At 38.4% G+C, this 24,989-nt stretch carries 25 protein-coding genes; 13 read left to right on the plus strand and 12 right to left on the minus strand.

Features of this window, described 5'->3' with window-relative positions:
* Nucleotides 1-18: 18 nt before the first annotated feature.
* Together BUA60_RS19080 and rpiA are read left to right on the plus strand one after the other, a co-directional pair.
* Nucleotides 19-627: an FMN-binding negative transcriptional regulator gene (locus BUA60_RS19080; protein ID WP_072864546.1), complete on the plus strand. Its 609-nt coding sequence runs from the start codon at nucleotides 19-21 to the stop codon at nucleotides 625-627.
* Nucleotides 628-670: 43 nt separating this feature from the next.
* Nucleotides 671-1,345 (plus strand): ribose-5-phosphate isomerase RpiA, encoded by a 675-nt coding sequence (rpiA, locus tag BUA60_RS19085; protein ID WP_072864549.1) that lies wholly within the window; start codon nucleotides 671-673, stop codon nucleotides 1,343-1,345.
* Between the two features lie 130 nt (nucleotides 1,346-1,475).
* Here the strand turns inward: rpiA and BUA60_RS19090 are convergent, their stop codons facing one another.
* The 3 genes from BUA60_RS19090 to BUA60_RS19100 form a co-directional block, all read right to left on the minus strand.
* Complete coding sequence (locus tag BUA60_RS19090; protein WP_072864551.1) at nucleotides 1,476-2,264, minus strand: hypothetical protein; 789 nt, start codon at nucleotides 2,262-2,264, stop codon at nucleotides 1,476-1,478.
* Nucleotides 2,265-2,572: 308 nt separating this feature from the next.
* A complete protein-coding gene (locus BUA60_RS19095; protein WP_072864553.1) occupies nucleotides 2,573-3,307 on the minus strand; it encodes a LytR/AlgR family response regulator transcription factor in 735 nt (244 codons plus the stop codon).
* 2 nt (nucleotides 3,308-3,309) lie between these two features.
* On the minus strand, nucleotides 3,310-5,262 hold the full coding sequence (locus BUA60_RS19100; protein WP_072864554.1) for a histidine kinase dimerization/phosphoacceptor domain -containing protein: 1,953 nt from the start codon (nucleotides 5,260-5,262) through the stop codon (nucleotides 3,310-3,312).
* A gap of 228 nt (nucleotides 5,263-5,490) precedes the next feature.
* Here BUA60_RS19100 and BUA60_RS19105 point away from each other — a divergent pair, with 228 nt between their 5' ends.
* From BUA60_RS19105 to BUA60_RS19145, 9 genes are all read left to right on the plus strand, one after another.
* Complete coding sequence (locus tag BUA60_RS19105) at nucleotides 5,491-5,982, plus strand: ester cyclase (RefSeq protein ID WP_178347035.1); 492 nt, start codon at nucleotides 5,491-5,493, stop codon at nucleotides 5,980-5,982.
* Between the two features lie 56 nt (nucleotides 5,983-6,038).
* Nucleotides 6,039-6,806 (plus strand): hypothetical protein, encoded by a 768-nt coding sequence (locus BUA60_RS19110; protein WP_072864558.1) that lies wholly within the window; start codon nucleotides 6,039-6,041, stop codon nucleotides 6,804-6,806.
* Nucleotides 6,807-6,980: 174 nt separating this feature from the next.
* Nucleotides 6,981-7,415 carry a hypothetical protein gene (locus BUA60_RS19115; RefSeq protein ID WP_143153240.1) on the plus strand — a complete coding sequence of 145 codons (435 nt, stop codon included), beginning with the start codon at nucleotides 6,981-6,983 and terminating at the stop codon, nucleotides 7,413-7,415.
* A 64-nt stretch (nucleotides 7,416-7,479) separates the two neighbouring features.
* A complete protein-coding gene (locus tag BUA60_RS23090) occupies nucleotides 7,480-8,400 on the plus strand; it encodes an ester cyclase (protein ID WP_072864562.1) in 921 nt (306 codons plus the stop codon).
* Nucleotides 8,401-8,518: 118 nt separating this feature from the next.
* Nucleotides 8,519-8,938 (plus strand): RidA family protein, encoded by a 420-nt coding sequence (locus tag BUA60_RS19125; protein ID WP_394333335.1) that lies wholly within the window; start codon nucleotides 8,519-8,521, stop codon nucleotides 8,936-8,938.
* A gap of 159 nt (nucleotides 8,939-9,097) precedes the next feature.
* A complete protein-coding gene (locus BUA60_RS19130; RefSeq protein WP_072864564.1) occupies nucleotides 9,098-9,367 on the plus strand; it encodes a hypothetical protein in 270 nt (89 codons plus the stop codon).
* Nucleotides 9,368-9,510: 143 nt separating this feature from the next.
* The gene (locus tag BUA60_RS19135; RefSeq protein WP_072864771.1) at nucleotides 9,511-10,056 is read left to right on the plus strand and encodes an acyl-CoA thioesterase; all 546 of its coding nucleotides are present in this window, start codon (nucleotides 9,511-9,513) and stop codon (nucleotides 10,054-10,056) included.
* 12 nt (nucleotides 10,057-10,068) lie between these two features.
* On the plus strand, nucleotides 10,069-11,106 hold the full coding sequence (locus tag BUA60_RS19140) for a methyltransferase (RefSeq protein ID WP_072864566.1): 1,038 nt from the start codon (nucleotides 10,069-10,071) through the stop codon (nucleotides 11,104-11,106).
* Nucleotides 11,107-11,251: 145 nt separating this feature from the next.
* Entirely contained in the window at nucleotides 11,252-12,433 is a 1,182-nt protein-coding gene (locus BUA60_RS19145) for an acetyltransferase domain-containing protein (RefSeq protein WP_072864568.1), read from the plus strand.
* A gap of 48 nt (nucleotides 12,434-12,481) precedes the next feature.
* On the opposite strand, the gene BUA60_RS19150 is transcribed toward BUA60_RS19145, so the two are convergent.
* The 7 genes from BUA60_RS19150 to nusB all read right to left on the minus strand — a co-directional run bounded on the left by BUA60_RS19150 (nucleotide 12,482) and on the right by nusB (nucleotide 20,564).
* Nucleotides 12,482-13,921: a carbon starvation CstA family protein gene (locus BUA60_RS19150; RefSeq protein ID WP_072864570.1), complete on the minus strand. Its 1,440-nt coding sequence runs from the start codon at nucleotides 13,919-13,921 to the stop codon at nucleotides 12,482-12,484.
* 108 nt (nucleotides 13,922-14,029) lie between these two features.
* Nucleotides 14,030-15,967, minus strand: a complete 1,938-nt coding sequence (locus BUA60_RS19155) for an FAD-dependent oxidoreductase (RefSeq protein WP_072864572.1) — start codon at nucleotides 15,965-15,967, stop codon at nucleotides 14,030-14,032.
* 48 nt (nucleotides 15,968-16,015) lie between these two features.
* Nucleotides 16,016-17,035 (minus strand): hypothetical protein, encoded by a 1,020-nt coding sequence (locus BUA60_RS19160; protein ID WP_218587955.1) that lies wholly within the window; start codon nucleotides 17,033-17,035, stop codon nucleotides 16,016-16,018.
* 258 nt (nucleotides 17,036-17,293) lie between these two features.
* Nucleotides 17,294-18,613, minus strand: a complete 1,320-nt coding sequence (locus BUA60_RS19165; protein WP_072864576.1) for a Gfo/Idh/MocA family protein — start codon at nucleotides 18,611-18,613, stop codon at nucleotides 17,294-17,296.
* A gap of 97 nt (nucleotides 18,614-18,710) precedes the next feature.
* Nucleotides 18,711-18,998 carry a preprotein translocase subunit YajC gene (yajC, locus tag BUA60_RS19170; RefSeq protein ID WP_072864578.1) on the minus strand — a complete coding sequence of 96 codons (288 nt, stop codon included), beginning with the start codon at nucleotides 18,996-18,998 and terminating at the stop codon, nucleotides 18,711-18,713.
* Between the two features lie 12 nt (nucleotides 18,999-19,010).
* Nucleotides 19,011-19,484 (minus strand): DUF1573 domain-containing protein, encoded by a 474-nt coding sequence (locus BUA60_RS19175; protein ID WP_072864579.1) that lies wholly within the window; start codon nucleotides 19,482-19,484, stop codon nucleotides 19,011-19,013.
* A gap of 132 nt (nucleotides 19,485-19,616) precedes the next feature.
* Nucleotides 19,617-20,564 (minus strand): transcription antitermination factor NusB, encoded by a 948-nt coding sequence (gene nusB / locus BUA60_RS19180; protein ID WP_072864580.1) that lies wholly within the window; start codon nucleotides 20,562-20,564, stop codon nucleotides 19,617-19,619.
* Nucleotides 20,565-20,743: 179 nt separating this feature from the next.
* On the opposite strand from nusB, the gene BUA60_RS19185 reads away from it, so the two are divergent.
* The gene (locus tag BUA60_RS19185; RefSeq protein ID WP_072864581.1) at nucleotides 20,744-22,498 is read left to right on the plus strand and encodes an ABC transporter ATP-binding protein; all 1,755 of its coding nucleotides are present in this window, start codon (nucleotides 20,744-20,746) and stop codon (nucleotides 22,496-22,498) included.
* An 80-nt stretch (nucleotides 22,499-22,578) separates the two neighbouring features.
* Nucleotides 22,579-22,950, plus strand: coding sequence for a PUR family DNA/RNA-binding protein (locus BUA60_RS19190; RefSeq protein ID WP_072864583.1), 372 nt, complete (start codon nucleotides 22,579-22,581; stop codon nucleotides 22,948-22,950).
* Nucleotides 22,951-23,001: 51 nt separating this feature from the next.
* On the opposite strand, the gene BUA60_RS19195 is transcribed toward BUA60_RS19190, so the two are convergent.
* Together BUA60_RS19195 and BUA60_RS19200 are read right to left on the minus strand one after the other, a co-directional pair.
* Nucleotides 23,002-24,069 (minus strand): lysophospholipid acyltransferase family protein, encoded by a 1,068-nt coding sequence (locus tag BUA60_RS19195; RefSeq protein ID WP_178347036.1) that lies wholly within the window; start codon nucleotides 24,067-24,069, stop codon nucleotides 23,002-23,004.
* Nucleotides 24,066-24,986 (minus strand): bile acid:sodium symporter family protein, encoded by a 921-nt coding sequence (locus tag BUA60_RS19200; RefSeq protein ID WP_072864585.1) that lies wholly within the window; start codon nucleotides 24,984-24,986, stop codon nucleotides 24,066-24,068. The genes BUA60_RS19195 and BUA60_RS19200 overlap by 4 nt, the downstream gene beginning before the upstream one ends.
* Nucleotides 24,987-24,989: the final 3 nt, after the last annotated feature.

Here is a 24,989-nt window from a genome sequence, read left to right on the forward strand (position 1 = left end):
TTAAGCACCACGCAAATCATGTACACCCCATCCCATTATAAAAACGAAAACCTGGATGAAGTCCGGGAATTCTTAGTTCAAAACAGCTTTGGCATTTTAATCAACCAAACCGATGGCCGTTCTTGGGCCACACATATTCCAATGGAATTGGATATTGATGCCGAAGGAAAGGACATATTGGTAGGTCATATTTCCAAGGCCAATCCACAGTGGAAATCTTTTGTGGAGGACAAAGAGGTCTTGGCCATTTTTAATGGTCCACATAGCTACATTTCCTCGTCTTGGTACAAGGAGGAGGAAGTCCCTACCTGGAACTATATAGCGGTGCACGTTTACGGTAAAATACAAATATTAAACGAAGGGGCAGTTCTAGATTCCCTTCATAAATTGGTGGACAAATACGAAAAAACGTCGGCCAACCCGGTTTCCATCCATAATTTGTCCCATAAGACCATGAGGCAAATTAAGGGTATTATTGGATTTCAAATCAACATTTCAGAAATACAGGCAACCTATAAGTTATCTCAGACAAGGCCTGAGGACCATCCAAAAATAATAGAGGAATTGCAAAAAACCAGTAATCCAGGTTCGCATGAAATTGCAAATAGGATAAAGCAAAAAAAATAACAACAGAGTAGTATTTAAAATTCTTATACACAATTATTACAAAATGAGTCTGGATAGAGAAAAGCAGCTTGCGGCCATAGAAGCCGTAAAATATGTTAAAAGTGGAATGACCGTAGGTTTGGGAACAGGCTCAACCGCAGCCCACATGGTTAAAGAATTGGGGAGACTGGTACAGAACGGATTAGAAATAGTTGGGGTACCTTCCTCTGAAAATACCAATAAATTGGCAACGGAATTAGGGATACCCCTTACTACCTTGGAAAAAACCAACGGCATTGATGTTTATATTGATGGCACCGATGAATTTGATCCTTATATGCAACTTATAAAAGGAGGGGGTGGCGCCCTTTTGAGGGAGAAAATATTAACCTATAATTCCGATTTGGTCATTATCATTGCGGATTCCAAAAAAGAAGTAAAAAGGTTGGGCGATTTTAAGCTTCCGGTGGAAACCATTCCTTTTGCTACCAAAAAAATTGAGCAGTTATTGCAAAAAATGGGGTTACATCCAAAATTAAGACTCAAGGATGGAAGTAATTTTGTCACTGATGAGGGCAATTTTATTTTGGATCTTGATATGGCACACGTTTCAAATATCCAATTATTGGAAAGCAATCTTAAACAAATTCCGGGTATTGTGGAAACCGGCCTATTTTTGGATATGGCCGATATTATAATAATAGGCAAAGGGGAAACTACAATTACCTTAAAAAAGTAAGTACTATGGTCTTTTTTTATTAATGGAAATGACCATATATATTCATTGAAAGTTTATCTACCTAATATAAAACCTATAATATTACTATTATAGGTTTTATTATTTTTTGTACTAAAAAGAGGGTATTTGATCAACGTACCTTGCGCATCAAATTGGCCATGTAAACATATTTCATGTCCCTCAACGCTATACCATCCTGCATTGCTTTGGTAGAGGCCGGTGTTGCCCCTTCTCCCCAATTAATATTTTGGTTCAGGGCCTGCTTGTAATCCTTGAACATACTTACGGTCATATGAGAGGCATAGGTGTCACTTCCTATCGGAGAAATAAAGCGTATAAGGCCCCAATTGGATTTGCCTCCGGAGTCGACAACTTTTTGATGGATGGGCTGAAAGATTTCCATCTCCGCTTGTTCATAAGCATCATAATCCATTAAACCTACCTTCATCATATCTATTTGGGCAACCGTACCAATAGGCATATCAAAATCTCCCTTGGTGGTGGCTATTTCTACAGAGAATATCCTTACCGCCAAGTCCCTAGTAGTGGAGGAATGATTTAATTTTTTATTAAGATCCGCTTCGGACATTTTGGGATAGGCAGCCTTGGCCCTATCCATAAGATGTGCCCAACTGCTACCATCCATCATCTTTACGGGATCGTTATAGACAGTTACCGTGAGATATTGGAAATCCTGCATCTCACCCCCTGGATACAGGGACCATAGATCCCAACCGCTAATATCACCGGCTTTTACTCGCTGTTCTTGAATTTTTTCCCAAAACTCCTCGGTTGCACTATACTCCATTTCCTGCTCATTGTCTACCTTCATAAACTCGAACACGAGGTACAATTTTTCCTGGGCCACAGCCATGTTGCCCACCATCAACAATGCTATAAGAATTAATAAATTTTTCATAATAATCAGGTTTTACGGATTAATAAAGTTCTTTCGAGATTATTGACTCAACATTATAACAATACCCAAAAGCGATTTTGGACATAAGGTTGACTTGAACCATATCCCATATTATATTAATCAATAAATTCCAATATTTGGGGAAGAATAGGACGAATGCAGGGCACTATTGTCCGTAGACAAACTTATATTTACCCAAGCATTGAAAAAACGGTAATTGGCTTAAGGCAAAGCATAGCGGCATCGAAAGAAAACTACTAATAACACTTGGACGCATTCCAGAGCATGCTAATCTGACTTGGTGGTAATTAAATAGTGTGTAAATGTTTCAGTAGATGCTCCTTAAAGGATTTACTGAGTGGAATTACTTTTCTGTTTATTTCCAAATGGTTATCCGCAACTACATCCAATTTGGAAATATTGACCATATAAGATCGGTGGACCCTAAGAAAGGTTTGGCTTTTCATTTCATTTTCCACTAGCTTAAGGGTAGTACTCACCAAATAATTTCCGTTTGAAGTAACTATATTACTATAATTTCTATCTGCTTCTATATACAAAATATCATCTAGAAGTAGTTTTACCATTTTTCCATTATGTCTAACAAAAATTCGATCCGAAAGCACCTCCAAATTTTCCGAGACCTCAAGGGTGTCCATATTGTTGTCTTTTATTTGATCTACCACCAAGGCAATGATCCGCTGCAGATTTAAACTATTAAATGGTTTGGATATAAACGCATGGGGGCGTGTAGCTTTTGCCTTGGCAAAAGTAGCTTCGTCACTGTTAGCCGTAAGATAGATAATAGGAATCCTTTTAAATTTCTGAATTTGTTCGGCAGCTTCAATACCATTTATATTGCCCCTTAAGTTAATATCCAACAAAATAATATCTGGGCAATTAGCGGTGGCATGTAAAATGGCCTCCTCTCCCCTAGTTTCAATCCCCATTACTTCATACCCCAAATTGGAGAGTTGCACAGAAATATTGGCTGCGATGATCATATCGTCCTCTACAATTAAAATCCGGGTCTTTTGTTCCATAATTAAGCTGCTTTGTGATTTTGAAATTCAAAGGAAACCGAAGTCCCTTTCTTTTGGCGAAGGACCATTTTGCCATCCAATTGTTTGGTTAAAAGCGTTATCAATTGAGTGCCAAATCCTGTTCCACTGAGTTCCTTTCCTTTTTGAATACCCACACCATTGTCTGTAACAGTGAGTTCCAAATGTTCAGGCTTTTGGACCAATCTAATGGTGATTACGCCGGTAAGATTATTGGGGAATGCGTATTTTAAAGAATTGGTAATCAACTCGTTGACTATTAACCCTATAGGGGTTGCAATATCTACATTTAATTCTAGCTCCTCCATATCATAGACCATCACGATCCTTTGTTCCGTACCATAGGATTGCAGCACATAATCGCCCAAAATATTGAAATAATTCTTCATCTCAATGCTCCCTAAATTCTTTCCCTGATACAAATTTTGATGGATCATACTCATACTCTGAATCCGATTTTGGATTTGGAGCATATTGTCCTTTATTTTTTTGTCACCTATATGGGAAGATTGAAGGGAAAGCAAACTGGAGACCACCTCAAGGTTATTCTTCACCCGGTGATGGATTTCCTTTATTAGAAATTCCTTTTCCTGGTTTTGTTGTTGAAGAAGCTTATTCTTTCTTCGGTTAATTCTTATGGCTACAAAGCCCACGATCAACAAGAACAATAACAATCCAGTGATAATGGAGGTTAACATCTGGTTACTTTTTTGCTTTCTTATGGTTCCCTGTTGCATAAGTATGGTGTCTTCCTTCTGTGCAACCTCAAATTCCGTTTGCAGCAGGGCTATACGTTGATCGGATTCTGCCGTAAAGATTTCTTTTTTTAGTCCATCATACTTTGAAAATGCCTTATAGGCTTCCATATAATCATGGTTTCCGGCATAAGCCTTTCCTAAAGCTTCGTACACCTGACTCAAATAGTATTCGTCTCCAAATTCGGCGGTAGCCACATCCAGCGATTTCTGAAGACTTTCTATGGCATATTTATATTTTCCCTGAAGGTTTTGCAGTTTCCCTATAGATAACCAAGAACGCATCAACATAAAATCGTTATCCAAATAAGTGGCGTACTTAACAGCATTAAGGCCTGCACTTTCAGCCTTCCTGTAATTACCTAAATATGCATATAGGTCTACTAGGGAGATATAAACATCACTTAAGTTATTATAGAATCCGTAGCGCTCCCCTATCGCCAAAGAATGTTCATAATATTTTAATGCTTCTTCATATCTGTTAAGTTTTAGGAAATTGTTGGCCACCACATACAGGGTAAAATCATAATCCAGATCAATTATTCCCCTTTCTTCAAAAATGACAACGGATTTAATACCGTATTTTAAACCCTTATCGTATTTAGCCTGTTTCCAGAAAATATTGCTTAAATCACTATAAGCCAAGGCTATAGCCTTTTTGTCGTTCAACTCCTCTCCTAACTGCAGTCCTTCCAAGGCGTAATCGGCTGCCTTGTCCAGCTGCCCTCTACGCTCATAAACATAACCCAGTTGTGTGTTTAAAAATGGCAAATCTTTGGTCTGCACCTTGGCTTTGGCCTCCTCCAAAACCTCTTGGGCCTTATCCAACTTTTCCATTCGCAATAGAATGGCACCCTGCGTAATTTGAAATCTGCCATGCCAAAGCATATCACCCTTGGCCAAGCTACACTTTAGTCCTTCCTCGGTAAAATTTAAGGCCTTAATTAAATTGCGGGTATGCCAATAGTAGGCGAGATCATTCAGAATTTCGAATTGTAGGCTATCCGTAGGAGCCTGAACATATAAATCTTCCAATTGTTGCAGATAGGAGGCCCCAAAATTATCGGTATCCACAAATACCTTTTCATAAGGATTGTCTCTATCAAAGTCTATAAGTTGACCTAATAGCAAAGGGCTGCCAAGAAAAAAAATGAAAATTGCTATGAAGTAATGTTTGCCCATTTTTTTAAACACTGATAAACCTTAAAAATCCGGGGAAGCTCAAGATACGATATTATTGGAATAAATCACAGGCTAATTAAAACTAGTTGTTCGGACATTAAAACAAGGACTCCGTCCTAATCTAATTGATATTAAACATTAAAAACAATTAATTAGTCATTGGTATGTAGTTATTTGAAAGTCATGAAATCACCAATGATATTTTTAGTTTTTATGGTTATAGGTTGTATGTCATGCAAAAACAACAAAGTTCAGGAGGTCAATGAAACAATGGAACAGTCCAATATCAATATAGCGGCGACAAAAAACAACCTTGAGACAACTATAATCGCTTATCTAAACCCAAAAGGAGAAAAAGAAATAGACAGTCTGGTAACCGAAGATTATTTACGAAACATGAACGGAATACCTGTGGTTACCAATAAAACAGAATTAAAGGCAAGAATTAATCTCTATGGTACCGGATTCCCAGACTATGCCATAACCTTGGGCAATAGCCTTGTTTGTGATAACCAAGGCTATGTTGACTGGATATTTACAGGGACCAATACTGGCGAATTTGCCGAGGTAATGGCCACAGGTAAGAAAGTAAAAATAAAGGGATTTTCACATCTTTATTTTAATGCGGAGGGCAGAATATACCGAGAGGATATTTTTTACAATGAACTGGAACTTTTGCAGCAATTGGGGTACTCCCTGGAAACCCCTAATCTGAAATAGTTGCATATATCAACTCATTTAAAAATTAAATATTAAACCATTAAACAACAATTGTCATGAGAACACTAAAAAAAATCTTTTTTATTGCAATTGCAATGGCCTTATTGCCATTTGCAAGCTCGGCACAGGGCGAAAAAAACCAAGCGTACTACGTTCACGAAGACCAGGTTAAACCTTCGAAAATAAACGACTATAATTTGGTTTCCAAAGATTTCAAGGAAGCTTGTATAAAACACAATCTTAAGGATATGAGCTGGCAAGTTGGCTCTACCAACACGGGCAGGTACTTCAACATTTCACCTATAGAAAATATGGCAGAGTTGGACAAGAACGTAATGGCTCCCTTGGCAGAAAAAATGGGAGAAGAAGCGTTTAGAACTCTTTTTAAGCGATATAATGAATGTTATGACAAACATGGGGATTACGTAATTTATCTGAATAAGGAGCTCACTTATATGCCCGAAGGAATAAGCACAACCACCGAGGGTCAGAACTATAGAAAATGGCATTTCTTACATGTTACCCCTAGCAACATTCAAAATCTTAAAGGAAAACTGAAGGAATTAAAAGCCCTTTATACTGCAAAAGGATCCAAGGAGTACTATCGCATATACCACAATGGGTTTGGTAATATGGGGGATTACTATCTCGCTGTAATTTCTGCTGTAGACGCTGAAGACTATGCCAAAAAATCCAAAGAAAATGAAGCCTTATTGGGGGAAGAAGGGAAAAAGCTTTTTGATGAAGTGTTCAGCTATGTCCAAAAATACGAAACGGAGAGCGGACAGATGCATCCCGATTTAGCCTATACCCCATCAAATTAAATAGATAAACAGGTAGGTTAAAGGTTTCAAAGTAAACCCTAGGGTATCAAGTAGTTTGCAGATTTTCAATTTGAATTAGCAATTTCGTAAAGAAAATAAACCAAACCATATCTACAACCCTCCTACCTGTTTTTAAAATATAAAATGAGATTAATAACCATTAAATTCAACCGTATGAAAACTACAAAATCAATTATCGGAGCCCTAATGATCCTCGCCCTATTTATTCCTACCTCAGTATTAGCACAGGAGGGAAACTATTTTACAGTTACCACTTGGAAACTTAGTGTGCCCGAAAATGGTACCCGAGCCGAACTCAATGGACTTTTAAAAGAATTTTCCGAGAAAATATCCTTTAAGAACGACAAGGTCATTAGTGAACGGGTGCTACATCATATATCCGGTGCAGATTTACGGGATTTGGTCATCATTAGTGAACATGCCTCTTGGAACGACATAGATGCCGCTTCAGATATGCAGAATGAATTAATCAATAAAGCCTGGCCCAAGGAAGAAGATCGCAATGCCTTTTTTAAGTCCTGGAATAAATACGTGATTACCCATTCTGACGAGATATATCAAGAAAATCCGGAATTGACCAAAAAATAGTATTGGTTCAAAACCTGACGGGAGTTATAATCCCGTCAGGTACAAATAAAAAAACTAAAGCGTCATGAAAAAATATATAATTATTGGGCTTGCCATAGCTTTTATAGCCGCCTGTGAGGAAAAAAAGCCGGAACGTTATACCCAGGAATCCCCGCAAATAAATACCGTTAAGCAATTAATTGGAAATTACAATAAGAAGACCTACGATACCAGTATCTATGCCGATACTTCAAAAACCTATTACAACTCCAAGGAAAACCCTTTGTCGCCAGAGGAGGTAATAGCCTACCACAAAGAAAGGGATATGGCCTACTCCCAAAGAAGTTTTCTGGACAAAGACCAAGAATATGAAATGGTCCTTACCGATGATGGGGAAACATGGGTAAATTGTTGGTTGGATTGGCAAGGTACCCTTGCCGGAAATGGTCAGGTAGTGAACATTCCCATACACCTCACCTATCGTTTCCAAGATGATAAAATTGTCAGGGAAGTTGGTATGTGGGACCCCTCCGCGATAATGCTTGCCATACAGGAAATGGAAATGAAAAACAGTATGTCTGCAGATGAAAAAGCTATCCAGACCACTATAGATAATGTAACCAAGGCTTGGAATGCAAACGACAAGGACTTAATGTATGCTAATTTGGTCAAAAATGTCACAAGAATGGCCAATGGGGTCACCATTGCCAAAAAGCAATCCGATTACGGAGACTTTATGGATATCTACCATGGGGCCTTTCCCGATTTTAAGGTAATCTTGGACAAAACGGTAATTGATGGCAACAAGGCCTATCTCAACTGGACCTGTACCGGCACCAACAAAGGGGAATTCCTGGGAAATCCACCTACCAACAAAAAAATTGAAACCCATGGTTTTAGTGTTTGGGAGTTCGACATCGAAGGAAAGGCCGTTCGGGAAGACGCCTTTTATGACAATCTAGTAGTTTATGAACAATTGGGATATTCCAGGCCCATGCCAAAATAAGAAAACCACCAAGGTTAATATCACAATGAACACAAAAGGAAAATTATCCATAAAAATTCTACTACTTTCCCTAATAGCAATAAGTTTCAACTGCAAGGAAAAAACTCCAGTGAAAACTATGGATCAACCTGCGATTATTGTTGAAAAGGAAATTCCCGAATACTTTCTACTGCGTCCTGAAGTCGAGAAGGCATATGGCTACTCACATGCCGTAAAAATTGGAAACGAAATAAAGATTTCTGGAGCAGTCAGTATGGACGATGAAGGCAACCCGACCGCAATAGGCGATATTGAACAGCAAATGAAAAACTGTTACTCCGATTTGGAAAAGGTCTTGGCACACTATGGATGTACCTTCGATGATGTGGTGGTAGAAAATGTATTCACCACTAACATGCCCATGTTTCTAGAAATTGCCGCCTATAGAAATGAGATATATAAAAATCAATTCCCTACAGGTTCTTGGATAGGCGTCAAGGAACTGGCACTACCAGAGTTTATGATAGAAATTGAAATGGAGGTGCATAAAGCGGAATAACATTAAGGTAATTCCATAAAACCATGATCAAACCAACCGCACCTTTAGGCTGCATTATATTCTGAAAATCAAATGGTTAGCATCCTGAAATAATATTGAATATTTTAGAAAAAATGAGGTAATGAAAATCCACCAAAAAAAGGTATAAAAACAATTAAAATGAAACAAACAATTGTAACCAGACACAAGGTAGCAAACATTGATACTTGGCTTAAGGGTCATGAAGATCGTGTAAAACTTTTTTCTCCTGTAGTATCCAGTTTTAGAACATTTCAGGACACAAATGACCCTAATTCCGTGGTTTTGGTTTTTGAGGATGCGGACATGGAAAAGCTTGGAGCAATTATTAACGACCCCAAGAACAAGGCTATTAAAGACAAACATACCGTATTGGAACCTATTACTATTTCAATACAGCTTTCGCTTTAAAGAAAAATCAAAACTTTCCCCCTGTAAGCCTTTCTTTAAATTCTAAAGTGGCCAATTTCAGAAATGTATAATGGAAAAATTTTCCAAGGACCTGAAAGTGACTACTATTATCCGAAATGCAAGGCAAAACCAACATAATAACTATGATCTATTATTGGTTGCACTTGTTATACATTTTTATAGGTTCCAAATTATTTTGGAAGGAAGTTGATCTTACATCAAATCAAATAAGAAAACGAAGGGTAGGCATTTTAGATTGCGACACTTTCAGGTATATGTCCAATGCCAAATACGCTTATTATATGGACTTTATCCGATTTGAAAAAATGTTCCGATCTAAACTATTTGAGAATACGGTAAAAAAGGGAATGTATGCCGTTTTAGGGTCGCAAAAGATCATCTACAAAAAACCTTTAAGAATATGGTCAACTTTCACAATCACCCTTATACTGGAAGGATGGGATGACAAATGGGTATATCATAGCCAGGTCTTTGAACAGAACGGACAAATCTGTGCCATTGGTTATACCAAGGCTGCCTTCTGGAGAGGCAAAAAGGCCCAGGATATAAGGATGATAATAAAAAAATGTGGGGTCCCAAGGTCAAAGATGGATGTACCTCAAAGAATACTCGATATTTTTAAAAACGATTATAATCTTTTAAAAAGTACCAGTGACATTTTAATCTAAATATTTTGTAACATGGAAGCAGCAGCACAGATTACAGTAGATCCCTCAAAAATTATGCAGGTAGGTACCGGGTTTTTCGGAACCAAAACCTTACTCACGGCAGTGAATATGGAACTTTTTACCGTATTGGCCAAGCGGGAATTATCCGGAAAGGATATTCAATCCGTACTAGGTTTACATTCGCGCAGTCTTTATGATTTTCTGGACGCCTTGGTTGCCATGGGCTTTTTAAAAAGAAAAGGAATAAAGGAAAGTGCACTTTACAGTAATGCGGAAGATGCAGATTTCTTTCTGGACAAGAACAAGCCTAGCTATATAGGTGGAATATTGGAAATGTGCAACAACCGTTTGTATCCTTTTTGGAATAATCTGGAGGATGGCCTAAAAACAGGGTTGCCACAAAATGAAACCAAAAATGGAGGTAAACCAATTTTTGAAGCGGTTTATGCCGATCCAAAAAAACTTCGGGAATTTGTACGGGCCATGGCAGGGGTACAAATGGGAAATTTTATAGAATTTGCCAAAGCATTTAATTTTTCAAAATACAAAACACTTTGCGATATTGGCGGGGCAGGAGGATATTTAGCGGCCCACATTGCCATGAACAATCAACATATTCAATGTACATCCATGGATCTGCCCCAAGTAGAACCAATTGCAAAGGAAAACATGCAGAATATGGGTTTAAAGGATAAGGTAAAAATTACCTCAGGGGATTTCTTTACGGATGATTTTCCAAAATCGGACGTAATTACCATGGGCAACATTTTACATGACTGGGGCACCAATGATAAAAAGAAACTTATCAAAAAAGCATATAATGCCCTGCCAGAGGGAGGAGCTTTTGTTGTAATTGAAAATATCATAGATAACGATAGAAACAAGAATGCCTTTGGACTTTTAATGTCCTTGAACATGCTCATTGAGACAGAAGCAGGCTATGATTTCTCCTTTTCAGATTTTGACAAAATGACTAAGGAAGCCGGATTTAAATCAACTTCAATAATGCCGTTGAAAGGACCAACAAGTGCGGCGATAGCCATAAAATAGATCTCAAAATAATTTGTCTGAAATTCGAAATGAGATGGCCCAGACTTGCCTTATACTACTTAGGTAAATGCTTAATAAAATTTTACAGTTAAATCCTTTAAACAACTATATTTAAGGAAGTTATTTTTGATTTGACCCTGAACACATGAAACCAAAAACCGACCGAATAGAGTCCATTGACATTTTAAGGGGCTTGGTTATGGTAATTATGGCCTTGGACCACGTTAGGGATTATTTTAACTACGGCTCCTTTTTTATTGACCCTACCGATGTGGAAACCACAACGCCCATATTGTTTTTTACACGTTTCATTACCCATTATTGCGCCCCGGTATTTGTTTTTCTTGCCGGGACTTCTGCTTTCCTCTACGGAAGAAACAAAACAAAATCCCAGCTCTCCAAATTCCTGCTCACTAGGGGCATTTGGTTAATTTTTATGGAGGTGGTGGTCAACAACCTAATATGGACCTTTGACCTAAGCTATAGTTTTCCCATACTACAGGTAATTTGGGCCATTGGCTTTAGTATGATCTGTTTATCATTTCTGATATATCTACCCTATAAATGGATTCTTGTATTGGGGCTTATAATAATTGCTGGGCACAATCTATTGGACGGATTGGTGATGCAAGGAAATAGTCCTGAAGCCATTGTGTGGTACCTGTTGCATCAGAACCATACCATGGTCCTCGGTCCCGATAAAATGATATTATTCCATTATCCTGTTATTCCTTGGATAGGACTAATGGCACTGGGTTATTGCTTGGGACAGCTATATTTAAAGGACTTTGATGAGAAATTAAGAAGAACATGGTTGTTACGTATGGGCTTGGGAGCCTTGGCCCTATTCTTTGTAATCAGGGGTTTGAATGTCTATGGGGATTTGGTGCCATGGACCGTTCGGGATAGCAGTACCAAAACCATTATTTCCTTTTTTAACGTTACCAAGTATCCTCCTTCCTTGGCATTTGTTCTTATTACTATTGGTCCTGCCTTACTGTTCCTTTATGTCATTGAAAATGTAAAAAATTCGATCACGGATTTCTTTTTAATTTTTGGAAGAGTGCCCTTCTTCTATTATTTCCTACACGTATTTATAATCCATACTGCAGCAATTATTGGAATTATAATTTTTGGTGGAAACTGGAAAGATATGATTTTGACCGCCGATGTATTTATGAACGAAACATTGGTCACCTATGGATACCCCCTGTGGATTACCTATATGGTTTGGATCGGGGTAGTACTTGCACTATACCCCTTGTGTAAGAAGTATATGATCTATAAGATTAATAATAAGGATAAATGGTGGTTGAGTTATTTATAAAAATAATACTTAGACCATCTTTTAAGGAGAAGGTTTCTATTTTATTCCTCAAACCCCTACAAAGACCTTTTTCTTTTGGGCGGTATATACCCAAAATGCGATTGTAATGGTCAGCGTTATTAGCGTACCACCTATATAAGAAATATCGTTTGGCAATTGAAAACCTTCCGGGGCAATTAAAATATAGGTACTGCACACCATTGTCATAAAAATTGCGGGCAAAAGGGTAACCCAATATGCCTTGTTTTCATAGATTAGATAGGCAGTTATAGTCCAAAGCACGATCATAGCCAAGGTTTGGTTGCTCCAGGCAAAATATCGCCATATAATACCAAAATCTATTTGGGTAAGTACAAAGGCGATTACGAATAGCGGTAGACTAATAAGCAGCCTGTTGACTATTTTTTTTTGGTTAGACTTAAATATATCGGACAGTATTAAGCGTGCAGACCTAAATGCTGTATCGCCCGATGTAATTGGCGCAGCAACAATACCCAATAATGCCAATACTCCCCCAATTTGGCCGAGCATGTTAAGAGAGATCTCATTGGCGGCCCAAGCGGCATTGTTGTTATTGGCAATCATGGCGCCGTTTAAACCTTCTACATTGCCAAAAAACGTCATAGCTGCCGCAGCCCATATCAAGGCTACGATACCCTCTGTGACCATAGTACCGTAAAATATCTTTCTCCCTAGAGTTTCATTTTTCATACAGCGCGCCATTAGTGGGGATTGGGTGGCATGGAATCCTGAAATGGCACCACAGGCAATAGTTATGAACAGTATTGGAAACAAGGGGGTTGCCTCTGGATCGTTGGTCATATTTCTTAAATTCGCTGGAACCAGTTCAGGAATATTGTAGTCCCCAAAAAAAAGTGCAATTACCAAGCCTATGGCCATTAGCAACATGGCTACTCCAAAAATGGGGTAAAGTTTACTTATTAATTTATCTATGGGTAGTAATGTGGAGAGCACGTAATAAACCAAAATAATGGCCACCCAAATCCATACGTTCCAGATGTTCCCGGTCATCCCATCAATTATTTTCGCCGGACCTACCAAAAAAACGGTCCCCACAAAAATTAACAGTACCACTGAAAAAAGTCGCATAAACTGTTTTGCAGTAGGTCCAAGGTATATCCCGACCACTTCACTAATACTCAATCCATCGTGCCTAATGGACAGCATTCCAGAAAAGTAGTCGTGCACCGCACCTGCAAAGATGCTTCCCAATACGATCCACAAAAAAGCGGCGGGCCCGAACATAGCCCCTGCAATAGCACCAAAGATGGGTCCCAAGCCTGCTATATTCAAAAATTGGATCAAAAAGACCTTCCAAGTGGGCAATGTCATAAAATCAACATCGTCCCTAAGCCTTACTGCTGGTGTTTCCCTATCCTTATCCACCCCAAATATCCTTTCCATCAATTTCCCGTAAGTAAAATACCCAAGTATTAAAGCTCCAATTGATAATAAGAATGATATCATTTCAATAATGTTATAATTACAAATTCATTTTTGTTCCTAACCAATAACCTCTTCTAGTGCGTCAAAACAGCACTTTGAAACGCGAACCCCGCATTTCAAACAAGCACTTTATTCGTGATAACAGCGTACCTCAAATATTTTAGCAAGTGGATCCCCATTGGTCTTTGTCACCCTAATTTTCAATTGCTTTATTTCAACAGGATCAAAACTATGGTTAACAAGTCTTAAATAATTATTTTCATTGCTAAGGAGTACTTTATCAATATTTTTGCCTTTGACCTCTACAGTATAATCGGCAACCGTTTCCGGTTGTTGGCCTCTAATTTGGTTATCATTGACCCAGTCCTGGGCCGAAAGTCGCAAAAAACGGTCTAAGCCCGTATCGAACGTTAACTGGATTTTGTTTATTTTGATTGGTTTTTTCCAACTTAACATGATCCATTGCTCCCCATTCTCCATATTGGCACACCATTTATGGGTATTGCCATCCCCAACTTCCCTGTTGTATCCGTCTATAATGTTTGTCGCCTGTCCATCCTCGGTTTCAGAGGAGGTAGTTATCTTGGCTGATTTGGCAAGATCGGCCCCATCTTCGTTCTTCACCCCAAGAAGTGCTTGGTCCTGCTTCAGTAATATTTGTTGTAGTATTTTTATATGTTCACTATTATTCCCTAACTCGGTTGGAAGTATCCCTTTTTTATTGCAATAGTCCATTGCAGTACCAATGGCCTGGCCAAGAGTACTGCAGGTTGCCATTACCCTAGTGGAGGAAAGTGCCACATGGGAAACACTTATATTTCTACCGGCCATCAACAGATTTGGGATGTTTTTACTGTATAATGATCTGAAAGGAATGGAATATGGACCTTTTAATGGTATAGAAACATAGGGGACTTCACCAGTGGTATCCATTCCTCCAGGAGGGTGATCGTCCAATGGCCAACCTCCATAAGCCACCCTATCTTCAAACAAGGTAGCTGCTTGTACGTCTTCCTGTTTCATTATGTAATCACCTTCAACACGTCTACTTTCCCTTTTTCCTGGAATCATCCCAATGGAATCCAACGCCCAATTTTCCGAATCCGGATGATTTCCGGAATTCTTAATATAATCCCAAACTCCAAATAGCACTGCTAAAAGATCCTTTCTATTTTGTTGTCCATCACGTACAATATCTATTTCACCTCCCAATTCCAACCACCAATAACCGTATTCATAAGTTGAAATATTTCGGTGCAAAAAATCCTTGGTCGTATATTTTCTAGCCCACTTAGGAGGGGTATACGGCATGTTTTTATCATATTTTTTTGCCGTAAACAATAAACTGTTCCCCATTGTTTTTTGATCTTCAACATCTACGGCAAGGGATTCTCCCCATTTTGATTTTGCTTCCCTTCCACGCATATAATGCGCACCCGCCTGTGCGGCTAAGGTCGCATCGCCTGTACAATCGGCAAAGAATTTGGCCTTGATTACAGAAATTTCCTCTGTGGGCGAGCAAAGCGCCATTATCTGATTAATCTTTCCATCTACTACCTCAGCGTCATATAGTGCTGTATCCAGTAATAGGGTTATATTCTCTTCAGAGATCAACTTGTCGTACAAAATAAAATCCCACATTTCATAGGAGCGTTGTGGATTTTGAACGGCTTCGGTCAAAACCAGTTCTTCCAAAATGCCGGTCTCCCTCCATATTTGGTTTAACTGGCTGGCTCCAGAAATATGCATTCTTATTTCACTACTTGCGTTGCCCCCCAACCGAGATCTATCTTGGATAAGTATTACCTTGCTGCCATTTCGTGCCGCGGCCAAAGCTGCACATATTCCCGCCATTCCGGCCCCAGCAATAAGGATATCGGTTTCATAAAATTTTTTCTTATAGACCTCAGTATCTACAAAGGCTTGGACTTTATTATGATCAGCGGAAGTCTGCCCCAATAATTGCACCCCATCCACGGCATCCTTTCCAAAAACGCTTATAGGGCCCATTAAAAAAGCACTGGACCCCAATCCAATGGTTTTCATAAATCCTCTTCTTTTTGTCATTCCTTTACTTATTATAATTCGACATTGTTTTTTTATTCTCTTTCTATTTTATGGGGAAACAAGCCGTCCCTCCTTTGCTATGGAAGTTAGAAATTGTTCAGCCTCTTTTGAAAATTCATTATTCCCGGAATTCTTTTGCACTACTATTTCTTCAATGGATTTAGGTGTTAATTGACCCCTATTATCATATAGGATTTTAAATGCCTTCTTAAATTGGGACTTATTTAGTGATCCCATGGCACAGGCCAAAAAAGTTGTAGCATTCACGTCTAACACCTTATTGTTAAACCTATTGAGTATTTCATTTTGCATTCGAAATTCAACCTCTTTTAACAAGCTAATTATTTCGGATTGATATTTGGCAGATGACCAGGCCCAATCCGGTATTTTTTCAATTGCAAAAAATGGCACATATGAATCGCCTTCAGTAATTAACCTAATAAGTTTTGGGGTATACTTTTCATTCCCCGTGTCAATCTTGTTCAAAGCATAGAATTGCAGACTGTAATTATCGGAATCCAACATAGAAACAAGTACCTCTTCGCTCATCAAAGCTTCGGTATGGGCCACAATCTTATCTGCCAGTTCTCCATTTACTATGTGCCACAAGGTATGGGAACTGTATACAGCTCCACGCACCACAGCCCCACTAAGGGATTTGTAGGTGGCACCTGCAACACCATCTATAACCTCCGATTTAATTTCAATACTGTGATCTACCAAATCCTCGGCCTTGTAATTGGCCAGTAAGGAGGTTTTATCCCTTAAAATTTCCTTCATTTTATCATGATCCTCCCTCGTGAACTTGATATGGTCAAATTTTGTTAAAGGATCCAAAGGCACTTCGGTGTAATCCAAGAAATTACCTAAAAGGTCCCAATATACCTCGGCAACCAAATTATAGCATACACCTTCCTCACAAACTGGTGTAACCACGAAACTGTAATATTTTGCGGGCAGGTCGTTGGCATTAAAAAGTAAATCCACTTCAAGTTGTACGGAATCTTTAGTGTAGACTACAAATGCCCTTTCTTTTCTAGGGGTTGGATTTTGTAATTTCAAGGACATAAAAAGTAAAGGAAGAATGAGAAGCAGCAAAAACTTTAGGGCAGGCCGGAATTTTGTAAGGTTCTCATTACCAGCAAAATTTTTAACTTTTAACATGAATTTCACCCCAGTTTCTTCTTGTGTTTATTTGATATTTAAATCAAAACATTAATTATTATTCACAAAGCAAATCCAAAAGATATTGATGACCAATCTATTTAATGATTTTTATTTGAAATAATCTCGCTTAAGTTCATCCTATTTCTTACCTAACACCATTTACCCCCTTGGCAACTCCCAGCCGTTGTGGTAATGGGCGTTTATCAATGCATTTGAAGCAGCATCCGAAAATTGTCCGGAAGTATTGTCCCAATATACCCTATTGCCAGTTTTAAAGGCTATATTTCCCATATGACACACCAAAGCCGCGTCATACCCCACTTTTAAGGGAGCTTTTAATTTAGAGTCATCCCTGGATTTCACCGCTTCAATGAAATTCACAGTATGTTTATCCAGTCCGTTACCCTGGTTTTTTTGTAATGGTATACTTTGCATCTTATCTTTTTCCGATATCACCTCCCAACCGTTGCGATCCAAAACAAGCGTTCCATTATTTCCTATAAAAGAAATACCGTGATTACGGCCGTAATTACCGTTATCTATCCCTGTAGCATGCTCCCACAAAATTGAAAAACCATCGTACTCATAAACGGTCTGCAAGGTATCCGGTGTTTCCGAAGCATCATCGGGATAGGCAAACTTACCGCCCAGGGCCATCACCGATTTAGGAGTGTTCGCCTTCATTCCATATAGGGCATAATCCATTAAGTGCACTCCCCAATCTGTCATTAAACCTCCGGCATAATCCCAGTACCATCTAAAATTGAAATGAAACCTATTGGTATTAAACGGTTTTAGTGGAGCGGGACCCAACCACATACCGTAATCCACTCCAGCAGGAGCTGCAGTATCGGGCAAAACAGGAATAGACCCCATCCAACCTTGATAGGCCCACGCTTTTGCCAAACGAATTTCACCTAATTTTCCGGAATGGACAAAATCTATAGCATCCACAAAATGGGGCTGACTTCTTTGCCATTGCCCTATTTGTACCATTCTATCACTTGCCTGAACGGAATTTAGCATAAGGTTGCATTCCTCTATGGAATTGGCCAAGGGTTTTTCACAATATACATCCTTACCAGCTTTAACGGCATCGGAAAGCTGTAGACAATGCCAATGGTCGGGAGTCCCAATAATTACTACGTCAACATCCTTATCCTCCAATAATTCCCTATAGTCTTTATATAACTTTGGCTTTTTTATTCCCGCCTTTTCCAAATCGGCCGTTCTCTTTTTTAAAACACTATCGTCCACATCACAAAGGGCCACCACCTGTATTTCACTCATTTTAAGCATGGAACTCAAATCACTAAAACCCATACCATTGCACCCTATCAAGCCTACACCAATTTTGTCGTTTGGACTTATATTCGCCCGCATTGAAGCCAATAGCTCCATCGGAAATAAAAATGACGCTCCGGTCCCCATTGCCATAAGACCGCTCTGCTTAATGAATTTTCTTCTGTTGTAAATCATGAAATTATGGATTTAATAAGTCCTTAATGTACAAAATTTTACAACAAAAAAGCACCAACTTTTGGTTGGTGCTTTTTAAACTATTCGGGAAAAAAAATTACTTCTTTTCGGGTGCGTTTACTTTTTTGCTCATCTCCATAGATATGGCAGTACGATCAAATTTTATTTTCCCGGCCATGGTTTCTATAACACAGGAAAAATCACTGTCATTTAAATCGACAACTTTTCCGTGCATACCACTCTTGGTAACAACTTTATCTCCCTTTTTCAATTCTTCGGCAAATTTCTTCTCTTGTTTTTGACGTTTTCTTTGTGGTGCGATCATAAAAAAATACACCACTACAAACATTAATATCAGCGGAAGATATGGATATTGTTCTAACATAATTTTATCTACTTATTTAACAGGACCTACAGGACCTGCTCCTTTTGGAGTTACAAATGCCTTTATTCTAAGTGTTTCAGTTCCTTTACTAGTATTGGCGGTAACAGTTATAGTCTTTGTTACCTGATTTTGTCCAGAACCGTTAAACTTCACCAACAACTCACCTTTTTCACCTGGCGCTATTGGAGTATTTTTTGGATATTCCGGGATAGTACAACCACAGCTACTTTTTGCATCGGTAATGATCAAAGGAGCATCACCAGTATTGGTAAATGTAAAAATTGTTTCCTGTGGGGCATTTTGATCTATTGATCCAAAATCGTGCTCAACTTTATCGAACTCCATAACAGGAAGACTTTTTGCAGCTGCATCCCTTTCGGCAGCAACTTCTACATTGGAAGCTTCAATTTTACTGGAGGCCTTTTCCTTACAGGAAGAAAGGACAAGAACAGAAATAATACTTAAGGTTAAGAATATTCTTTTCATCTGTTTAAATTTAATTATTTATTAAAAGGTAAAATGTAAATTGCCATTAATCATCTTGGTAAATTTCAAGAATTAATATGGCTCTTTCCATCCCTATTAATTTTTATTTGCGCAAAATTAAGGAATATTTGTTTATAACAAACCCCTACCAACTTTTTTTAGTTTCCCATCTTCCTTATACTCCCTTACCAGCTTATCCAAAATTCCGTTAATGAATATGCTACTCTTGGGAGTGGAGTATTCCTTGGCAATCTCTAAAAACTCGTTTATGGTAACCCGTTCCGGTATCGATGGAAAATTGAGTAGTTCGCATATAGCCATTTTTAAAAGAATGGCATCAATATCCGCAATTCGATCCTTGTCCCAATTGGGGGTTTTCCCCTCTATTTCCTGTTCCAATTTGGAATTGTTCAACAATGTTTTCGTTAAAAGCCTATTGGCATATACCATATCGTCCTCATCCTTAAATAGGGGCGGTAAAAAATAAGACGGAACAGTACTTTCCTTCACTTTTTTAAACTGCTTTAAGAGAAAGGTATTTACAATGGGGATGTCGTCTACCCATGTTAATTTGTCATCTTCAAAATAATCGTAAATCTTTTCGTTGGGTGCAATTATGTCACGGAACAAATCTAAGATAAGCTTTTTGTCCTCTTCATAAGTGCTTTCGGGATTGGACATATATTTGGCATATATATCACTTTCCATAACCTCATTGTAGATTATCCTGATATACTCTTCGTTCAAATACCAGTTGTTCAATTTTCTTTTGGACAATTCATCCTTTAGCGTCTTGTTCTCGGCAATTTGTAACAAAAGTTTATTCCTTAGGAATTTTTCCTTGTTGGGATAAGAATCCGTGTTGTTTTTGAGATATTTTTTGGAAGAAAGGCTTATCTGATTCTCCGCCCTTTCATGCAACTCTATAAAAAGGCTCAGCATCAACAGGTATAGTGTGTACATGTTCTCTATGCTTACTTTCAAAAATTTCTCTTGTTTTTCAAGGGAATCATCCTTCGATTGCGTCAATGCATAAATACATTGCATAACTTTAACCCTAATGTGCCTTCTTGTAAGCATTTTTAAAGAACTTTAGTAAGATAAATAAAACTTTCGGGTACAAAAATAGGATTATATTTTTTAATCCTAACTACCTTTTTGGGTATTATCTTATGTGTTTTATAACATTTGGTTTGGATCCAAAAAACTATCTTTGCCGAATTGTAATCCAAATTCCTGCAATTCCTGTTTCATAACCAATGAAAGAACTTCAGCATCTAAATAAATATTTTAGGAAGTACCGATTTAAGCTGCTTGTTGGTATCATAATTACCATGATAGCCCGAATTTTTCAATTGGTCATGCCATCATATGTAAAAAAATCCATTGAAGTTGTTGAAGGCTTTATAGGTAATAATATCCTTAAGGCCGAAGCCAAGGAAATGTTGTTGGAATACATACTGATCATTGTAGGAGCAGCATTGCTGTCCGGTTTTTTTACCTTCCTGATGAGGCAGACCATTATTAATGTTTCCCGGTACATTGAGTACGATTTAAAGAATGAAGTATTTGACCATTATCAACTGTTGAGTCTTAATTTTTACAAAAAAAATAGGACTGGCGATTTAATGAACAGGATAAGCGAAGATGTAAATCAGGTAAGATTGTATGGTGGGCCAGCCATTATGTACGGAATACAAACGCTAACTCTTTTTGTTTGCCTGGTTCCCCTGATGTTTATAAAGGCACCCGTTCTGGCTTTGTATGCATTGTTGCCCTTACCTATACTTTCTGTATTGATCTATCAGATCAGCAAAGTAATTCATAAACGCAGTACAATTGTACAGGAATTTTTGTCAACCCTTTCCACTTTTACCCAGGAATCCTTTTCGGGAATTTCGGTCATTAAGGCGTATGCCTTGGAACCCAAGGTAAATGCCGAGTTGAAAAATTTGGCACTGGACGGAAAAAACAAAAGTATGGATCTGGCCAAGGTCAATGCCTGGTTCTTCCCACTGATGATCCTATTGATCGGGATCAGTAATATTTTTGTCATCTACATTGGTGGCAAACAATATATAGATGGGGAAATAGCATCGATTGGAATCATAGCCGAGTTTATCCTATATGTAAACATGCTCACCTGGCCGGTAGCCGTCGTGGGTTGGGTTACCTCTATAGTGCAACGGGCGGAAGCCTCACAAAAGCGGATTAATCAATTTTTACAGGAAGAACCCAACATTGTAAGCACGGTTAAGGAGGAAACCCCTATTAAAGGAAAAATTGAGTTCAAGAATGTAACCTTCACCTACGAGGACACCAATATTACCGCTCTAAACAACATATCTTTTACCATAAACAAAGGCGAGACCGTTGCCATATTGGGAAAAACCGGTTCTGGGAAATCGACCATATTGGATCTAATTGCCCGTTTGTACGATATTGACTCTGGAGAAATCCTGATAGATGACGTTCCAATTAAGGAATTAAATCTGCAAAGCCTGCGACAATCCATAGGGGCGGTACCCCAAGATGCTTTCCTTTTTTCGGATACCATAAAGAACAATATTAAGTTTGGAAAAGAAAATTCAACAGATGAGGAAATTATTGCCGTTGCCAAGAAAGCGGTAGTACATGAGAATATCATGGGCTTTAACAAACAGTACGAGACGGTTTTGGGAGAAAGGGGCATCACTTTAAGCGGTGGCCAAAAACAACGTGTTTCAATTGCACGCGCACTTCTTAAAGACCCACAAATTTATCTCTTCGATGATTGCCTTTCCGCTGTTGACACTGAAACGGAAGAAGAAATTTTGAACCAACTGAAAAAAGAATCCAAAAACAAGACCACCCTCATAGTAAGCCATAGAGTTTCATCAGCTAAAAACGCTGACAAAATTATAGTTTTGGAAAATGGAAAATTAATGCAGGAAGGTACACATGAAGAATTAAATTCTGTAGAAGGATACTACAAGGAGCTTTATATGCACCAACTTTCTGAGAAAGAAAAATAGAAAAATGTTGTTATATTAGGTTTTTTTTTCCACTTTTGACAGATATATACCTATGAAAAATTAACTATACACTAGACGAAATGAGCGATAAAGATTTAATGGACCAAGAAGAAATTTATTCAAAAGTTTTAAGAGCAGGAAGAAGAACTTATTTTTTCGATGTTAGAAGCACAAAGGCAGGAGATTATTACTTAACTGTTACCGAAAGCAAAAAGTTTACCCATGACGATGGTTCTTTTCATTATAAAAAGCACAAGATTTATTTATACAAGGAAGATTTTACCGCCTTTAAGGAGAATTTGGATGAGATGATGGATTACATTATCGATGAAAAAGGAGTTGAAGTTATTTCCGAACGTCACCAAAAAGATTTTAAAAAGGAAGATTCAGAGGAAAATGGATCTATCAGTTCTACAGATAGTTTTACAGATGTAAGCTTTGACGATATTTAATCATCCTATTTTTTATAAAAACATAACGGTCCCTGTAAATTGGGGCCGTTTTTATTTTAACCCAGTTTTAGCCTTTCCACCCAATTTAACGAGGACAATGTTTAGTGTTAAATGGGCAAGGCACACAATTAAAGCATATGGCCAATTCAGGAAAGTAAGCATGCCGGCAAACAATAAAAGATAAAAGAAAGGATAAAATATTAAGCCGTACATAAAACGCGTAGTACTCAAAAATTCCGGTTCACTTACCTTTGGTTTAATCAGTTTTGACCAAATAATGATCATTGGAAAATTCAAAATAAAAAATACCGCCTTTAAAATGTAATTCTTTGGCCCAGTTTCTAATTTTCCAATTGACTCATGGTCAGGGAAAGCCTCTTTTTCCAAAATTAGATTAACCTCCATAGGATCCAAATAATCCACATTGGCGCTATCCAATTTACATACTATATCCCCGTAACTTGATTCCTCTTCTATGTGGGTGGTGAGCTTTTTTAATTGATGATACACTTCCTCCTTCATTCGGCCTACAGATCCCGACAAATCCTCTTTATTGAAAAAATCCTGGACCCTTATCTCTTTGCCATAATACAGTGCAGCATTATCGGGAAACTTTTCAGCATTGGCATAATTCACTCCAATGGGCACAATTCCAATATCCAATGACGGGTTGTTTTCCAAAGCCAGAAATAAAATACGGGTAAACCCCTTGCTCAATGGCCGGACCCGACGTTTTAATGAATGGTTCCCTTCTGGAAATAGAAGAATGGCCTCTCTTCCTTGCAGCAACTTGGAGCAGCGTTCAAAAATGGCATTGTTGCCCGCCAATGAATTCTTTCCATCCCTAATCCTGTACACGGGAATCATCTGTAAAAATTCGAAAAAGGCCTTTAGCAGGGTCGTCTTAAATACATCGGACCTAGTTAAGAAATAGGGTTTACGACTACAGTGGGTTGCTATCAATAAGGCATCAAGCAAAGCGTTTTGATGATTTGCCAAAAACATTATCGGTTTTCCCGAAGGTACATTGTGCAAGCCTTCGATCTTTATTTTTGAAAAATAAAAAGTCAAGGCCGTACGTATCCAAACCCAAATAACAAGATAGCCCAGTCTTTTCAAACAAATTCTTCTTTATCAATTGGAAAATAACCCCAAAAAGTAGCTATGGCCAAACCAGATATCAAGTGCCATATACCCCAAAAAGCAGCCAAAAGTGCCATGCCGCCCATTCCGTCAAAAAAAGTAAATATGAGCAATAATCCCAGGCCTGAATTCTGAATTCCGGTTTCTATGCCAATTGTTCTTTTATCCATATGCGAAAGCCAAAAAAAATTCGCCACCGAATAGCCCGTAACAAAAGCCAGGAGGTTGTGTAAAACTACTATCCAGAATACGTAGAGCACATATTCCATAAAAATATCCCTATTGTCATACAATGCAATAAAAATGAGGGTTACAAAGAACACCAAGGAAAGTACTTTAAGAACCTTGGCTATTTTAGAAGCAAATTTTGGTCTGATATGGTTTATCCACATCCCTAAAAACAATGGCAATGCCAAAAGCAATGCCACCAATTTCACCATAGAAAAAGGCGCAATGGCTACTTCTTGAAGGATTGATGCGGTTGGCCCATAAAGGGAACCCCACAATTGTAGGTTCAATGGGGTCATAAAGACGGCCAATAAGGTGGCCATGGCCGTTAAGCTTACGGACAAGGCCGTATTCCCCTTGGCCAAATGAGTGATAAAATTTGAAATATTGCCCCCGGGACATGCGGCTACCATGAACATTCCCAACGCAATACTCGGCAGGGGTTCCACTAACAAAACCAATACAAAGGTTACGGCCGGCAACAACACAAACTGGCTCAAAACACCCACAAAAAGTGGCCTAGGTTTTCTTGCTAAGCGTTTAAAGTCATCCACGGATATATCCAATGCAATCCCAAACATCACCAGGGCCAATGCCACATTAAGCACCCAGAGTGATTGTTCATTAAAATCTATATGAATCTTATCCAGGGGGATAGTTACCAAAAA

It is taken from the genome of Arenibacter palladensis (assembly GCF_900129275.1).
GTDB classification, from domain to species: domain Bacteria; phylum Bacteroidota; class Bacteroidia; order Flavobacteriales; family Flavobacteriaceae; genus Arenibacter; species Arenibacter palladensis.

Coding starts and splice junctions, on each gene's coding strand:
- BUA60_RS19080 (WP_072864546.1), top strand. CDS start 19: ATGTACACCCCATCCCATTATAAAAACGAAAACCTGGATGAAGTCCGG.
- BUA60_RS19150 (WP_072864570.1), bottom strand. CDS start 13,921: ATGATATCATTCTTATTATCAATTGGAGCTTTAATACTTGGGTATTTT.
- BUA60_RS19110 (WP_072864558.1), top strand. CDS start 6,039: ATGAGAACACTAAAAAAAATCTTTTTTATTGCAATTGCAATGGCCTTA.
- BUA60_RS19145 (WP_072864568.1), top strand. CDS start 11,252: ATGAAACCAAAAACCGACCGAATAGAGTCCATTGACATTTTAAGGGGC.
- BUA60_RS19095 (WP_072864553.1), bottom strand. CDS start 3,307: ATGGAACAAAAGACCCGGATTTTAATTGTAGAGGACGATATGATCATC.
- yajC (WP_072864578.1), bottom strand. CDS start 18,998: ATGTTAGAACAATATCCATATCTTCCGCTGATATTAATGTTTGTAGTG.
- BUA60_RS19140 (WP_072864566.1), top strand. CDS start 10,069: ATGGAAGCAGCAGCACAGATTACAGTAGATCCCTCAAAAATTATGCAG.
- BUA60_RS19160 (WP_218587955.1), bottom strand. CDS start 17,035: ATGTCCTTGAAATTACAAAATCCAACCCCTAGAAAAGAAAGGGCATTT.
- BUA60_RS23090 (WP_072864562.1), top strand. CDS start 7,480: ATGAAAAAATATATAATTATTGGGCTTGCCATAGCTTTTATAGCCGCC.
- rpiA (WP_072864549.1), top strand. CDS start 671: ATGAGTCTGGATAGAGAAAAGCAGCTTGCGGCCATAGAAGCCGTAAAA.
- nusB (WP_072864580.1), bottom strand. CDS start 20,564: ATGCTTACAAGAAGGCACATTAGGGTTAAAGTTATGCAATGTATTTAT.
- BUA60_RS19130 (WP_072864564.1), top strand. CDS start 9,098: ATGAAACAAACAATTGTAACCAGACACAAGGTAGCAAACATTGATACT.
- BUA60_RS19155 (WP_072864572.1), bottom strand. CDS start 15,967: ATGACAAAAAGAAGAGGATTTATGAAAACCATTGGATTGGGGTCCAGT.
- BUA60_RS19190 (WP_072864583.1), top strand. CDS start 22,579: ATGAGCGATAAAGATTTAATGGACCAAGAAGAAATTTATTCAAAAGTT.
- BUA60_RS19165 (WP_072864576.1), bottom strand. CDS start 18,613: ATGATTTACAACAGAAGAAAATTCATTAAGCAGAGCGGTCTTATGGCA.
- BUA60_RS19125 (WP_394333335.1), top strand. CDS start 8,519: ATGGATCAACCTGCGATTATTGTTGAAAAGGAAATTCCCGAATACTTT.
- BUA60_RS19175 (WP_072864579.1), bottom strand. CDS start 19,484: ATGAAAAGAATATTCTTAACCTTAAGTATTATTTCTGTTCTTGTCCTT.
- BUA60_RS19185 (WP_072864581.1), top strand. CDS start 20,744: ATGAAAGAACTTCAGCATCTAAATAAATATTTTAGGAAGTACCGATTT.
- BUA60_RS19105 (WP_178347035.1), top strand. CDS start 5,491: ATGTCATGCAAAAACAACAAAGTTCAGGAGGTCAATGAAACAATGGAA.
- BUA60_RS19090 (WP_072864551.1), bottom strand. CDS start 2,264: ATGAAAAATTTATTAATTCTTATAGCATTGTTGATGGTGGGCAACATG.
- BUA60_RS19135 (WP_072864771.1), top strand. CDS start 9,511: ATGATCTATTATTGGTTGCACTTGTTATACATTTTTATAGGTTCCAAA.
- BUA60_RS19100 (WP_072864554.1), bottom strand. CDS start 5,262: ATGGGCAAACATTACTTCATAGCAATTTTCATTTTTTTTCTTGGCAGC.
- BUA60_RS19115 (WP_143153240.1), top strand. CDS start 6,981: ATGAAAACTACAAAATCAATTATCGGAGCCCTAATGATCCTCGCCCTA.